Below are 13,953 nucleotides of genomic sequence, written 5' to 3'. Positions count from 1 at the left end.
GCAGGTCGCCGACAAGCTGAAGGCCGACGGCGTGTGGAAGGGCGAGGAGGCCACCCGATGATCATCGAACTTGGACACTATGCTCTTGTGCTGGCACTTGCGACGGCGCTCATCGTCTCCATCCTGCCGGTGATCGGCGCGCGGCGCGGCGACGTGTCGATGATGGATATTGCGCCGGCCGGCGCGATCGTCATGTTCCTGCTGGTCGCCTTTTCCTTCGGCGTGCTGACCTATGCCTATGTCGCCTCCGATTTCTCCGTCTTCAACGTCTGGGCCAATTCCCATTCGCTGATGCCGTATTCAGTCAGGCTGCGGAGCGCAGGTCGTTTCCCCTTTGGAGAGTTCGCAAGGCAATAGGAGTGGCTTTCCAAGATCCGGGGCATCCTGTTTGCCCAACAGAACTGCGACCGCTGCTGCTGCGATTTGCTGAATGGGCTGTTTCACCGTGGTCAGGCGCGGTGTTGTCATGCTGGCAAGCGGAATACCGTCGAAGCCGACGATGGAGAGGGCGGCCGGAACCGGAATTCCCAAATCATGGGCCGCGCGCATGCAGCCGATCGCCTGCTGGTCGGAACTTGCGAATATGGCGGTCGGGCGTTCGTGGCGGGCGCGGGCAAGAAGATAGTTTCCTGCAGACCGGCCGCTTTCGTAATCGAAAGCCGCTTCGGCAATCAGCTGTGCCGCACTCTGGCTGCCGTTGTTCGCAGATTTCATCGCATCGAGATAGCCTTGGAGACGATCGTTGGCGGGCACCGAGCTCTTCGGGCCTGAAATGAAGCCGATACGATGATGGCCAAGCTTCACGAGATGCTCGACGCCGAGACGAACGCCACTGCGATGATCGGCGGCGATGCCGGAATATCCCGGCAAGAGGCGGTCGACGATGACGATCGGCAGCCCCTTCGGCACCTTGAGCGCATGGAAATCGTTGCTCGGAACGAGGATGATGCCGTCCACCTTGCGGCTTGTCAGCTGACCGATCCAATCCGCCTCCTTGGCTGCACGATCAAAAGAGGTCATGACGATGATGTTATAGCCATGCTTCGCTGCGGCTTGTTCTGCAGATTGGACAAGCTCCGAGAAGAAGGGATTGGTCAGGTCGGGAATGATGATGCCGATGAGGCGGCTGACCTTGCTGCGCATGCTTCTGGCAGATGGGTCGGGCATATAACCGAGCTGTTCGATGATGCTTCTGACCCGCGCCCTCAATTCATCCGTCACCGACGGGTGGTCATTCAAAACCCTTGAAACGGTTCCGGTGGAAACCCCCGCCAGTTTGGCAACATCTCGAATACCGACCTTTGGCATAATGGATACCGATATCCCTTCATTTCACCTTCCGAGGCGCCTGATCCGGGCTCTCAGCTAATGGTCTCTTCCGCCTTAGTCAAAGGGTTCATGTCAAGCTGAGCCTCCATTATGCAACGGTTGACGCCGATCAAATGGAAACGGTTCATCATACCTCTCTTCCATGATTGGTAAAGGCGCAATTTTAGCGGGATTTCACCTTGAGCGGTGGTGCCTTGACAATTTCTGGCAGCGTGTTACCCAATATACGTGGAAACGGTTCATTGTCGCGGACAACTCAGTTGGAGCTGAGCCCAGGGCCGTTCGGGAGGAAAGAAAATGTCCAATTCTACGAAGCGTGAATCCGTCTTGATCAATGCGCAGCGGCGTGCGGCGCTGAAACTCGGGCTTGCCGGTACTCTGGTGCTTGCACTGTCCTGCGGCGTGTCGCCGGCCTTTGCGGCAGGCAAGCCCAAGGTCGGGCTGATCATGAAATCTCTGTCCAATGAGTTCTTCAAGCAGATGAAGGCCGGCGCCGACAAATACGCGGCCGAAAACAAGGACAAGTTCGACTTCAAGGCCGTCGGCATGAAGGACGAGCGCGACTTCGCGGCCCAGGTCGATGCCGTCGAGAACTTCGTGACACAGAAATACGACATCATCGTCGTCGCTCCGGCCGATTCCAAGGCCATGGCTACGCCGCTTGCCAAGGCGGTGAAGGCCGGCGTGAAGGTCATCAACATCGACGTGCCGCTCGATGCCGACGCCAAGAAGGCGGCCGGTATCGATCTCGCCTTCTTCGGCCCCGACAACACCGCTGGCGCCAAGCTTGCCGGCGATGCGCTTGCCAAGGATCTGGGGCCTGGCGCAAAGGTCGTGATCCTGGAAGGTAATCCCGAGGCCGACAACGCCAAAGAGCGCAAGGAAGGCTTCATGGATTCCATCAAGGCCGGCAAGCTTCAGCTGCTCGACAGCAAGACCGCGCATTGGGAAACTGAAGAAGCCAATACCGTCATGACGAATTTCCTGACGAAATATAAGGATATTCAAGGTGTCATGGCCGCCAACGATTCCATGGCTCTCGGTGTCGTCAAGGCGCTCGATGCGTCAGGTCAGGCCGGCAAGATCAAGGTCGTCGGCTTCGATAACATTCCGTCCGTCAAGCCGTTGATCAAGGGCGGCAAGATGCTTGCCACCGTCGAACAGTATGGCGCGGAAATGGCCGCCATGGGCATCAAGTACGGTCTTCGCGAATATGCCGGCGAAAAATTCACCGGCTGGGTCAAGACTGATGTCACGCTCGTCACCGCCAAGGATCTGAAATAGCCGATACCATCGGTCTTGCGGGTAGGGATGCGCCGGCAAATGCCGGCGCATCCGCGTCGCGATCGATCTTCTTACCGGCCGCTCGGGATGGGACTTTGAGCCCTGCCGGAAGGCGGCGTGAGGAAAGTCGCCATCTCCAACCCCGAAACAGAAATGCGCATGAGGTGGACGTGCCAGAAACAATAGATGATGCCATCCTGAAGCTGGAAGGAATAGGCAAGCGCTTCCCGGGCGTCGTGGCGCTGAAGGACGTCTCCATGGAGATCGGCCGCGGCAAGGGTCACATTCTTCTCGGCGAAAACGGTGCCGGCAAATCGACCCTGATCAATCTGCTGGGCGGCGTCTTCAAGCCGGACGATGGCCGCATTCTGTTTGACGGCGAAGCCTATCGTCCGTCCTCTCCGCTGGAGGCATTCAAAGCGGGCATCCGTGTCATCCATCAGGAACTGCACCCGCTTTCCAATCTTTCCGTCGCCGAAAATCTGCTCTTCGAGCATCTGCCGCGTCGATACGGCCTGGTAAACTACAAGCAAATGAACGCCAGGGCGGCGGAATTGCTGGCCGAAGTCGGCCTCAATGTGGCGCCGACGACGCTTGCCAGCAGCTTGAGCGTCGCCCAGCTTCAGCTTCTCGAGATTGCCAAGGCGCTCTCCAACGAAAGCAAGCTCCTGGTCCTCGACGAGCCGACGGCAACCTTGACCTCCAAGGAGGTCGATCGTCTCTTTGGGATTCTGAAGCGGCTGAAGGCACGGGGCGTCACCACGCTTTACATATCGCATCGGCTCGAAGAGATCTTCGAGGTGGGCGATGACGTGACCATCCTGCGCGATGGACAGCATGTGATCACACGGCCGCTCGAAGGGCTCGGAATTCCGAAAATCGTCGAACTCATGGTCGGGCGCGAACTTGCGCAGCACGACGCCTTCCGCGGCGACAGCACCATCTCCGGCGAGGCGCTTGGCGTCTCCGGCCTCAAAGTAACGAGCCATAGCCCGGAACTGTCATTTTCCGTCGCCAAGGGGGAAATCGTCGGCATCGCAGGGCTTGTGGGCAGTGGTCGCACCGAGGCCGTTCGGGCCATATTCGGCGCCGACGCCAAGGCTGAAGGCGAAATCCGCATAGATGGCAAACCGGTCGAGATTGCCTCGCCCAAGGACGCGGTGACTGCCGGACTGTGCCTGGCGACCGAGGACCGCAAGATACAAGGCCTCATGCTCGACATGAGCTGTGCGCAAAACACCACCATCACCGATCTCGCCAGGGTTTCCCGCAACGGGTTGATCTTACGCAAGATGGAGGACGATTCCTCACGGCAGCTGGTGCGCGAACTCAGGATCAAGACACCATCCATCCATCAGGCCGTCAGGACATTTTCGGGCGGCAACCAGCAGAAAGTCGTCATCGCCAAATGGCTGTTTCGCGGCCCCAAGGTGCTGATCTTCGACGAGCCGACCCGCGGCATCGATGTGGGCGCCAAGGCGGAAATCTACGAGCTTCTGTGGAAGTTTGCCGCCGAGGGCAAGGGCGTTCTGGTCGTGTCTTCGGACCTGCCGGAGCTCATGAGCATTTGCCATCGCATCATCGTCTTCTCGGACGGCAAGATAGCCGGGGAAATAGCCCGGGGGCAATTTGACGAGAGCAGGATTCTCTCACTCGCTTACAAGGAGTACAGTCGTGTCCGGCAACATTGAAAAGATGACAGAGGCGAAAGCGCCCAGCGTCTGGGACAAGCTCATCCGGATCTCGATGAAGGAGGCCGGCGTCACCATCGCCCTCGTTCTGATTTTGATCTTCTTCTCGGTGACGGCGCCCTATTTTGCGACGCCGGAGAACTTCCTGAAGATCTTCGTGCAGATCGCCATCAATACGGTGCTTGCCGCCGGCATGACCTTCGTCATCCTCACGGGCGGCATCGATCTTTCCGTCGGCTCGCTGCTGGCGCTTTGCACGGTCATCGGCGCAACTATCATGATCGATCCACGGCTTTCCCCCTGGCAGGCGATCGTTCTGGCGTCGATCGCCTCGATGGGTGCTGGCGCGGTCCTGGGTGCCATCAACGGATGGATTTGCGAGAAGTGGAAACTTCCATCCTTCATCGTCACGCTCGGCATGCTCAACGTCGCAAGCGGCCTGGCGCGCGTCGTCAGCGACAATTCCACCATCACCGGTCTGCCGCAGCCCTTCGTCGATTTCGGCAATCTGATCTTCTGGGGTGTCCTGCCGTCGATTTTCCTGATCGCCATCGTCGTCGTGCTCATCGGCTGGTTCGTACTGCGCTATACGGTATTCGGGCGCTTCGTCTTTGCAATCGGGACGAACGAGGAGGCGGTTCGCCTATCGGGCCATGAGCCGAAGAAATACAAGATCGCGGTCTTCACCATTTCCGGGCTGACCGCCGGCATTGCGGCCATGGTCTACCTGCTCCGTCTCAATGTCGGCAGCCCGGTTGCCGGTATTGGCTATGAACTGAATGCCATAGCAGCCGTCATCATCGGCGGAACCAGTCTTTCCGGCGGCAAGGGATCGATCGTCGGAACGCTGGTCGGTGCCTGTATTCTGCAGGTGCTGTCCACGGGACTGCAGCTGCTGGGCGCCGACGACAATATCAAACCGATCGTGATCGGCGCCGTCATCGTGCTGGCCGTCATTCTCGACAGCTATCGCGGCCGGCTGATGCGGATATTGGAGAGCCGCTGACGAGGCGGCTCTCCAAAGTAAGGCAGGTCGAAAGCCTAAAGGCATGTCGCGCAAAAGTGCGAAGCGGTTTTGCGACGACGACATGCGCAAAACCAGAGACCTAAAGCGCGGGGAGCGAATCTGAAAGATCGCGACGCGCTTTAAGTGGAAGAACGACACCGGCTTGAAATGCCGCGCCTGGCGATCGGCGCAAAGAATTGTCATCAGCATCGGCGCGGCGCCCATGTTCGCGGCGTCGAGCCGAACTCGGCACGAAGTTTCCAAGTCCGTTGTGGCCGGATGCGGCTGCGGCGGACGAGGCGAAACCGGTATTGCCGCCTCGCTACCAACGGCACCGAGCAGCATGCAATCCGCGATCACGCTCTTTTCTAGTCCGTCCGTTCGCGCGCCGGGCGTTCCGGGCTTTGAGCCACGCATGATCCTTACGGCTGCTCTGCTTGCTGATGCGCTCCCGGGCGTTTGGATCGGTATCTGCGGGCTGGTTTGAGCCGAGGCGGCCGCCTCTGGCACATACGATCTATGTCGTCAGCTTCGTTTTCGGAGGCTGTCCGGTCTTCCAAGATCTCATCAAACGCGCCGTCCTCAAACGGCTCGGTTCCAATTCATGTCCTGCGGCATGAGCGTCACAGGCGACGCTGATCATGCTGTGATTTTTCGACGAACCTGCTCGCGGCATTTGATCAGGCGCAATGCATTGGGTCAAAGAGCGTCATAAAGGAGGAGTTGTCCATGAGGAAAAGAAGCGATGCGCAACTGTTCCAAGAATTTTGCCGCAGCGATAGGTTTGGTTCTGGTCTCGCAGAGTGCTGCGTGGGCGCAGATACCGTCAGATGTCGGGCGCTACGCTTGGGGGCCGCACATGATGTGGTGGGGTGGAGGCTGGTATGCCATGATATTCGGTCCTCTGTTCATGATCCTATTCTTTGCGATACTGATGGCAGCCATAGCGTTCCTCGTTCGCTGGCTGGGCGGGCCGTGGCCGGGAACGGCGCCGCCGCATCACGCGCCGCCCGCCCGCTCGGCACTCGATATTCTCAAGGAGTGTTTTGCTCGCGGTGAAATCGACAAGGATGAATTTGAAGAGCGACGGCGGGTTCTCGGGGAATAGCCGGTTTTGCACCGTCCGGAACCAAAGCTATCCTTGGCGATGGTATGAACGGGACTTCGGTCGAGCCCCAACGTGGCGTTCGACCGCCAGGTGTTGCGCCGGAGCGAACGCGAAGTCCTCGCCGTCTGCTCCCCGATTAATTGCGGCAGAATTTCTCGTATAAAATCGACATGATCTGCAGCACCGCAGCATCGGCGATGAAGTAATGGAGTGTGCGGTGCTCCCGTCGAAAATTCACGATGCCCTCCTTCTTCAGCTTATTGAGATGCTGAGACATGGATGTCTGGGCGATGCCGGTTGCCTGTATTAGCTCCGACACGTTGCGCTCGCCGTCGGCAAGCTCGCACAAGATGAGCAATCGATGTGTATTCGCAAGGCCGCTGAGAAATTCGGCAGCCTTGTCGGCCTTTCCGGCAATTGCTTCGGCAATGTTCATCGGAGCCTCTTTACATTTCACAATTTTATCATATCATATTTTCATGAATTTATGTTTCGGTCAAATGAAGTGCCACTGTGCGGGATCGAGTGCAGGAAGTACTCCAAAAGCTGCGATATCCAGCCGTCTTGATCGGAGTCAAGGCGGTAAAGCGAAATATGCCGGAGCATGAGATCGGGTGCTGAACCGGGACGGCGCAAGCTGTGGCGATGGCCCGGTTTATCCGCTGCTCCGGAGTGCGCTGAATAGCATAGACAAGGAAAGGAAAAGAAATGACCCTGGATCGTTCGGTTCTCGCATTCGCAGGTTTTATGGTGCTCCTGTCGGTGGCTTTGACCTTGTGGGTGTCGGCCTACTTCGTTTGGTTGACGATATTTGTCGGCGCCAACCTTCTGCAATCGGCCTTTACCGGTTTCTGCCCCGCAGCAATGGTACTTCGCAAGCTTGGTATCCGCTCAGGCACTGCATTCTGAGGCCTCACTATGCGACTTCTATTGCTCACGGTAGTCCTGCCGTTGTTTGCGGGCGAGGCAAATGCCGCGACCATGAAATTGGAACCCGTCATCATCACCGAATGGAAAGCGGTCTATGGTACGATCGAGGCACGCAATACGGTGCCGGCCCGTGCCCGCATAGGCGGAACCATTGCCGACCTCAGTGCTACGGAGGGGGATGTCGTCAAAGCCGGACAGAAGATCGCAACGGTCGAAGACGAAAAGCTTGCATTCCAGATCGCAGCGCTCGATGCGCAAATTGGTGCGTTGCGATCGCAGCTGACGGCAGCTCAGGCCGACCTGACGCGCGGCGAATCCCTGGTGAGCCGGGGTGTCGTCACCCAGCAGAAGCTTGACGAGCTTCGATCCCAGGCCGGCGTTTTGCAGAATGAGATGACCGCAATGGAGGCGCAGCGTTCCGTCGTTGTCCGGCAGCAATCGGAGGGCGAGGTGGACGCACCTTCGGACGGAAAGATTTTAACCGTACCCGTTACCCGCGGTACCGTGATCATGGCTGGTGAGACCGTGGCGACAATAGGCGGTGGCGGCCTGTTTCTGCGTCTCGCCGTTCCCGAACGACACGCCGGCGCACTCAGGCAGGGCGCCGAAATCAGGGTCTCCCTGGACGGGCGGCAGATCGTTGGGAAACTGGCAAAAATTTATCCGCAAATCGAAAATGGGAGAGTTACCGCCGATGTCGAGGCGGGTGCCCTCGATACGACCTTCGTGAACGCGCGCGTTCTCGTTCAGCTCCCGGTGGGCGAGCGGCAGGTGCTTCTCGTGCCGGCCAGCGCCATCGCCACCCACGACGGTGTCGATTTCGTCTCCGTGAGCGGAGGCGCCGGGACGGTGCAACGTGTTGTCATCGCCGGCGAAATCATAAGCCGCCCGGATGGCGACGTTAGGGAAGTGCTGACCGGACTTGCCGCTGGCGACGAGATCGTTCTGCCATGACCCCGCAATCCAACGATTACGGCATGGCCGGGCGGCTTACCGGCATGTTCATCCGTTCGCCCTTGACGCCGCTCTTGCTCCTGGCCGCGCTCGCGTTCGGCTTGATCGCCCTTGTTACGCTGCCGCGCGAGGAAGAACCCCAGATCTCCGTTCCCATGGTCGATATCCATGTCCAGGCAAGTGGCCTTAAAGCGGAAGATGCGGTGAAACTCGTTGCCGAGCCCTTGGAAACGATCGTGAAAGGTATCGACGGCGTCGAGCACGTCTATTCCCAGATCCAGGACGATCATGTCCTCGTTACCGCGCGCTTTTTCGTGGGCACATCGTCCGATACGGCCGTATTGCGCGTTCACGAAAAGATCCAGGCGAACATGGACCGCATTCCGGTCGGCATCCCTGCGCCGCTCGTCGTTGGGCGAGGCATAGACGATGTCGCCATACTTTCCTTTACGCTTTCGCCCGCTCCCGAGGCTGCCGGCCGCATCTCGGCCAACGACCTGACGCGCGTCGCAAGGGAGGTTCGCACCGAGTTGTCGAAGGTCGAGAATGTCGGTTTGACCTATCTCGTCGGTGAGGCGGATGAGATCTTTCGGGTCGCGCCCGATCCGCAGAAGCTCGCACTTTATGGCGTCACTCTGCAGCAGCTTGCAAAGAAGGTGGCAGGTGCCAACCAGACTTTTCCGGCAGGAACACTGCGGGACAAAGGCGAACAAATCGGTCTCGTCGCAGGCGAGACCCTTGCAGCGCCACAGCAGATCGGCAATTTGCTGATCACAACCCGCGACAACAGGCCCGTCTATGTCCGCGATGTGGCTGAAATCTCTTTGGCATCCGATTCCGGCGAGATGATTGCGTCTCGGCTCATTCGTGACAATTCGGACCTGAAGCGTCTGCCTGCCGTCACCATCGCCGTGGCAAAACGCGCCGGCGCCAATGCGGTTGATGTGGCGGCTGCTCTGATGACCCGGATCGATGCGCTCAAGGGGTCCCTGATCCCTAAGGAGATCACAGTCGGCATTACCCGCAATTACGGGGAAACGGCCAATGAGAAAGCCAACGAACTGCTGTTGCATCTCGGACTGGCGACGCTCTCGATCATCGTGCTCGTAGCCGTCGCAATCGGTTGGCGCGAAGCTGCGGTGGTCGCGATCGTCATTCCGGTCACCATCCTTTTGACGCTGTTTGCCTCGCAACTGATGGGATACACGCTTAATCGCGTCTCCCTCTTCGCCCTGATATTTTCGATCGGCATCCTGGTCGACGATGCGATCGTGGTAATCGAGAATATTTCGCGGCACTGGGCAATGGCGAATGGGCGCCCCCGTTATCAGGCGGCAGTGGAGGCGGTCGCCGAAGTCGGCAATCCCACGATCGTTGCTACGCTGACCGTTGTCGCAGCCCTTCTGCCGATGCTGTTCGTCTCAGGCATGATGGGGCCTTACATGAGCCCGATTCCAGCCAATGCATCCGCTGCGATGATCTTCTCCTTTTTCGTCGCGGTGATTGTGACCCCCTGGTTGATGATGAAGTTTGCCGGCAGGTCCACTGTCCAAGGCGGTGATCATCATGGGCAGGGAGGGATGGTCGGCCGGCTTTATGCAGCAATGGCCAGGCCTATTCTCGCATCAAAAACCCGAAGCTGGGTTTTCCTGCTTGCCGTGGGCGTCCTGACGCTCGGCTCGCTCTTGCTGTTCTACACCGAAGATGTGACTGTCAAACTGCTGCCCTTCGACAATAAGTCCGAGCTGTCCGTCGTGATCGATCTGCCGGAAGGCTCTTCCGTCGAGGCGACGGACGCTGTCACGCAAGCCATGGCGCAGGCGGCGATGGAGTTTCCGGAAGTGCGTTCGTCCGAGACGTATGCGGGAACCGCCGCCCCCTTCAACTTCAATGGCCTCGTCCGGCATTATTACCTGCGCACCGGCAGTCAGCAGGGGGATGTTGCGCTTGAACTGCTTCCCAAGGGCGAGCGGTCCCGCACCAGCCACGACTTGGCGGTCGCGATCCGCAAGCGCCTTGCCAAGGTCGCTGTTCCTGCCGGCACCCGGGTAAAGGTGGTCGAACCGCCGCCAGGGCCGCCTGTACTTTCCACGCTGCTCGCCGAAATCTATGGTCCCGATGCCGAGACACGGCGGCAGGCGGCGGCAAGGGTAGAAGAGGCCTTCCGCACGGTTCCCTTCATCGTCGATATCGATAATTCCTATGGAACGCCGGCAAGGCGTCTGAGAGCCACCATTTCACCCGACGAGGCGGAGTTTTTTCATGTCGAGGAAGCAGACGTGCTGGATACGCTTGCAATCCTCAATAGCGGCAAAACGGTGGGCTATTCCCATCGCGGCGGCGGCAGGCCGCCCATTCCGATCCGGATCGAGCTTCCCAAAAATAAACGGGTGATGGACGAAGGTTTCCTGACCACGCCCATCCCGGCCAACGTGCTTCCGGGAGAGCGAGGCGTGGTGGAGCTCGGCGACGTCGTCAAAATTCATGAGGAAAAGGCGTCTTACCCGATTTTCCGGCACAATGGTCGCGCCGCGGAGATGGTGACTGCGGAACTCGCCGGAGCGTATGAGGCTCCCCTGTACGGCATGATCGCCGTGCAACATGCGCTCGACGCACAGACCTGGAAGGGCATGCAGAAGCCGGTGATTGCGTTCCATGGCCAGCCGTCGGACGAATCCGTTCCGACCGTTCTTTGGGACGGCGAGTGGGAAGTCACCTGGGTGACCTTCCGCGACATGGGCGCCGCCTTCGGCGTTGCGCTGCTCGGCATCTATATCCTTGTCGTTGCCCAGTTCGGATCGTTCAGACTGCCTTTGGTGATCCTTATGCCGATTCCGCTGACCTTCATCGGAATCCTGTCCGGCCATTGGTTCTTCGGCGCTCCGTTTTCGGCTACCTCCATGATCGGCTTTATCGCGCTTGCCGGTATCATCGTGCGCAACTCGATCCTGCTTGTGGATTTTATCCGGCACTCCGCACCATCTGGAAAACCTTTAGTCGAGATATTGATCGAAGCTGGTGCGATCCGTTCAAAGCCGATCCTGCTGACGGCGTTGGCGGCGATGATCGGGGCAGCGGTGATCCTGTCGGATCCGATTTTCCAGGGGCTGGCGATCTCGCTTCTCTTCGGGCTTGCCTCCTCGACTTTGCTGACGGTGCTCGTCATTCCGGCGATCTACCGGGTGCTTAAAACGTGAAGGAGCAGCACAACATCCGGGCAGGTCGGTCAGAGCGATCTGCCATATTTGCCGGCGAGGCTACGAAAAGAAGAATTCCCTCGTCGATGAATTGTAAAGGAGCGTTCGGCTGCCCAGCAGCGGGATTTCGAGATGCGGCAAACCGTTCCTATTGATTTGTATCGGCGGGCCGAGCACGAGAAAATGCTGTCTCAGAATATCGTCCCATATCGAAGGAAAATCCATACCATCGCGCGTAGCACCAAGGCATTTGAGCAGCAGCCCACGGGCAGTGTCGTCCATCATTCTTCCTTTTCGCTGCCGGATCAGCACATCCTCTCCGGAGCCACTGCTTTCGCAGCATCACACCGTTCATCGCCCATGTGCCGCTTCCGGATATTGATTCAAATCAAAGTGGTCGTGATGGAGTGAAATTTTCCGGCAAAGACCGGCCCACGAAACCAAGGCCAACCAGCCTCAGTTGTGTTTTCACCGGAGCACGATGCCGAAAGGTGTGATCGGCTTTCGGACGACATTATGCTCTGCTTCTTTGACGCTTGAGCGGATCTCGCTGTCGCCAGACAGATAGGAAATAAGGCGAGCTGGATAGGCAGGAAAAAGTTGTCATGCGTTTTTGAAATTGAATTGCAGCGGCGCGGAAGTGTTAAGGTTTGTCGAAAGGCCGCCCGATCGAGACTGTTGATGAGGCGGGTGACCGCAGGAGCCAGGTGAACAGGATGAGCGCAACGACCGCTCCGGCAATCTCAGCAATCCAGAAGCCCGGCAGATCGATCGGGCGGATGCCTGAGAAAGTGCCTGTCAGCGACCGAGCGAGCGCGACGGCTGGATTGGCGAAGGATGTCGAGGCGGTAAACCAATAGGCGGCGGTGATGTAGAGCCCGACCAACCACGGCACAGCCTTCCGCTCGAACTTGATACCGGCGAGGATCACCGCCAGCAGCCCGAATGTTGCTATGCCCTCGGAGAACCATTGGGCGCCGCCTGTCCTGACCTTGCTCGACAGTTCGATGAGCGGCAGGCCGAACATCAGGTGTGCGGCGATCGTGCCAATCACGCCGCCGACAATCTGCGCCAGCACATATGCGGTGAGATCGCTCCTCGGCAATGTACGGGAGATCGCGAAGATCAACGAGACGGCAGGGTTGAAGTGGGCTCCCGAGATCGGTCCGAGGATGGTGATCAGCACCACCAGGATCGCGCCGGTTGCCAGCGTGTTACCGAGTAATGCCAGGCCAACGTCCTGCGTCAGTGATGTTGCCATGATGCCCGAACCGACTACCGTCGCGACCAGCATTGCGGTCCCGAGGCCTTCGGCAACCAGCCGCCGTGGCAGATCGAATCCACCCATCAGCTTGCCTTCGGCTGCTTGATGCTGGCGCCTTCCATGGCGCCGATCTGGCGCAGATGCGTCTCCAGCGCGAGCCTGTCGAGCGAGGCGAGCGGCAAGCTGATAAAGGACATAATGCGGTTCTTAAGGAAGCGGACGGCTTGCGCAAAGGCGCGGGCTTTCTCGACTTCGCTGCCTTCGACGGCCGCGGGATCTTCGATGCCCCAGTGAGCGGTCATCGGATGACCGATCCACACCGGGCAGGCCTCGCCGGCGGCGCTGTCGCAGACCGTGAAGATGACGTCCATTTTCGGAGCGCCGGGTTCGGCGAACTCGTCCCAGCTCTTCGAGCGGAAGCCCTCAGACGGATAGCCGAGCGCTTCCAGCTCCTTCAGAGCATGCGGGTTGACCTCACCCTTGGGCTGGCTGCCGGCCGAGAATGCCTTGAAGCGGCCTTTGCCTTCCGCGTTCAGGATCGACTCTGCAAGGATCGAGCGGGCGGAATTGCCCGTACAGAGAAAGAGGACGTTGTAGACGCGGTCGGTGGTCATTGCAGTTTCTCCTCCGTTTTAGGGGCGCAGCAGGCTGCGATCTTTGCGGCCGGTGCGCAGATCTCCGGGTGCCCTGAGCAGCAGTCTTCCATCAGGAAGCGGACAAGGCCCCCGAGCGCGTCATAGTTTGCGGTGTAGATGATTGAGCGGGATTCCCGCTGCTGCGCGATCAGGCCGGACCGTTCCAACTCCTTCAGATGGAAGGAGATGTTCGACGGCGACACCTCGGCCTTTTCCGCGATTGCACCGGCTGCCATGCCATCAGGGCCGGCGACCACGAGCATGCGGATGATGTGCAGACGGGTCTCCTGGGAAAGCGCACCGAATGCGATCAGGGCTTGACGTCGATTCATATTTCAATAATCCTTGAATTATTGAAGTAATGGCTAATGCAAATGAATGCCGCTGGCAACTGCAAAATGCGCAAGCCAATCATTATCATTGCCACCAAGTCCGGTGCAGTTGATCCTGGGCCATGCTGCCTCGGCATCAGCGCGGAAACTGTCATTCGACGCGCAACTTGGAACGTTCGGGCTTGCGGCGTGAACTTATCGGGCTGGTCTACGAGGCGCTTCT

At 58.9% G+C, this 13,953-nt stretch carries 13 protein-coding genes and 1 pseudogene; 9 read left to right on the top strand and 5 right to left on the bottom strand.

What is annotated here, in order from left to right:
* Positions 1-57 precede the first annotated feature (57 nt).
* Positions 58-297: pseudogene (locus tag Q4Q11_RS15300) on the top strand (heme lyase NrfEFG subunit NrfE); the annotation flags it as partial.
* 3 nt (positions 298-300) lie between these two features.
* Here Q4Q11_RS15300 and Q4Q11_RS15295 read toward each other — a convergent pair.
* The gene (locus tag Q4Q11_RS15295; protein WP_498570019.1) at positions 301-1,308 is read right to left on the bottom strand and encodes a LacI family DNA-binding transcriptional regulator; all 1,008 of its coding nucleotides are present in this window, start codon (positions 1,306-1,308) and stop codon (positions 301-303) included.
* Between the two features lie 318 nt (positions 1,309-1,626).
* On the opposite strand from Q4Q11_RS15295, the gene Q4Q11_RS15290 reads away from it, so the two are divergent.
* From Q4Q11_RS15290 to Q4Q11_RS15275, 4 genes are all read left to right on the top strand, one after another.
* Positions 1,627-2,613, top strand: coding sequence for a sugar ABC transporter substrate-binding protein (locus Q4Q11_RS15290; protein ID WP_112512259.1), 987 nt, complete (start codon positions 1,627-1,629; stop codon positions 2,611-2,613).
* Positions 2,614-2,777: 164 nt separating this feature from the next.
* Positions 2,778-4,304, top strand: coding sequence for a sugar ABC transporter ATP-binding protein (locus Q4Q11_RS15285; RefSeq protein ID WP_498570018.1), 1,527 nt, complete (start codon positions 2,778-2,780; stop codon positions 4,302-4,304).
* A complete protein-coding gene (locus Q4Q11_RS15280) occupies positions 4,288-5,310 on the top strand; it encodes an ABC transporter permease (protein ID WP_498570017.1) in 1,023 nt (340 codons plus the stop codon). Before Q4Q11_RS15285 ends, Q4Q11_RS15280 begins: the two co-directional genes overlap by 17 nt.
* A 745-nt stretch (positions 5,311-6,055) precedes the next feature.
* A complete protein-coding gene (locus Q4Q11_RS15275) occupies positions 6,056-6,418 on the top strand; it encodes an SHOCT domain-containing protein (protein ID WP_498570016.1) in 363 nt (120 codons plus the stop codon).
* Positions 6,419-6,554: 136 nt separating this feature from the next.
* On the opposite strand, the gene Q4Q11_RS15270 is transcribed toward Q4Q11_RS15275, so the two are convergent.
* A complete protein-coding gene (locus Q4Q11_RS15270; RefSeq protein ID WP_112512264.1) occupies positions 6,555-6,854 on the bottom strand; it encodes a metalloregulator ArsR/SmtB family transcription factor in 300 nt (99 codons plus the stop codon).
* 272 nt (positions 6,855-7,126) lie between these two features.
* Between Q4Q11_RS15270 and Q4Q11_RS15265 the strand changes: the two genes are divergently transcribed.
* The 4 genes from Q4Q11_RS15265 to Q4Q11_RS15250 all read left to right on the top strand — a co-directional run bounded on the left by Q4Q11_RS15265 (position 7,127) and on the right by Q4Q11_RS15250 (position 11,910).
* Positions 7,127-7,327, top strand: coding sequence for a YgaP family membrane protein (locus Q4Q11_RS15265; protein WP_112512265.1), 201 nt, complete (start codon positions 7,127-7,129; stop codon positions 7,325-7,327).
* Positions 7,328-7,336: 9 nt separating this feature from the next.
* Positions 7,337-8,302 carry an efflux RND transporter periplasmic adaptor subunit gene (locus tag Q4Q11_RS15260; protein ID WP_498570015.1) on the top strand — a complete coding sequence of 322 codons (966 nt, stop codon included), beginning with the start codon at positions 7,337-7,339 and terminating at the stop codon, positions 8,300-8,302.
* Positions 8,299-11,499, top strand: coding sequence for an efflux RND transporter permease subunit (locus Q4Q11_RS15255; protein WP_498570014.1), 3,201 nt, complete (start codon positions 8,299-8,301; stop codon positions 11,497-11,499). Before Q4Q11_RS15260 ends, Q4Q11_RS15255 begins: the two co-directional genes overlap by 4 nt.
* 132 nt (positions 11,500-11,631) lie before the next feature.
* Complete coding sequence (locus Q4Q11_RS15250) at positions 11,632-11,910, top strand: hypothetical protein (RefSeq protein ID WP_162701672.1); 279 nt, start codon at positions 11,632-11,634, stop codon at positions 11,908-11,910.
* Positions 11,911-12,142: 232 nt separating this feature from the next.
* Here Q4Q11_RS15250 and Q4Q11_RS15245 read toward each other — a convergent pair whose 3' ends face one another.
* Genes Q4Q11_RS15245 through Q4Q11_RS15235 form a run of 3 tightly spaced genes read right to left on the bottom strand, consistent with a single transcriptional unit; the run spans position 12,143 to position 13,730 of the window.
* Positions 12,143-12,847 (bottom strand): MIP/aquaporin family protein, encoded by a 705-nt coding sequence (locus Q4Q11_RS15245; RefSeq protein ID WP_498570013.1) that lies wholly within the window; start codon positions 12,845-12,847, stop codon positions 12,143-12,145.
* Positions 12,847-13,377, bottom strand: a complete 531-nt coding sequence (locus tag Q4Q11_RS15240) for an arsenate reductase ArsC (RefSeq protein ID WP_498570012.1) — start codon at positions 13,375-13,377, stop codon at positions 12,847-12,849. The genes Q4Q11_RS15245 and Q4Q11_RS15240 overlap by 1 nt, the downstream gene beginning before the upstream one ends.
* Positions 13,374-13,730, bottom strand: coding sequence for a metalloregulator ArsR/SmtB family transcription factor (locus Q4Q11_RS15235; RefSeq protein ID WP_113216713.1), 357 nt, complete (start codon positions 13,728-13,730; stop codon positions 13,374-13,376). The genes Q4Q11_RS15240 and Q4Q11_RS15235 overlap by 4 nt, the downstream gene beginning before the upstream one ends.
* Positions 13,731-13,953 lie beyond the last annotated feature (223 nt).

It is taken from the genome of Rhizobium sp. UFLA01-1127 (genome assembly GCF_059803845.1).
The sequence above is the reverse complement of the archived record's forward strand: the minus strand, read 5'-3'. Positions and strand labels throughout refer to the sequence as shown.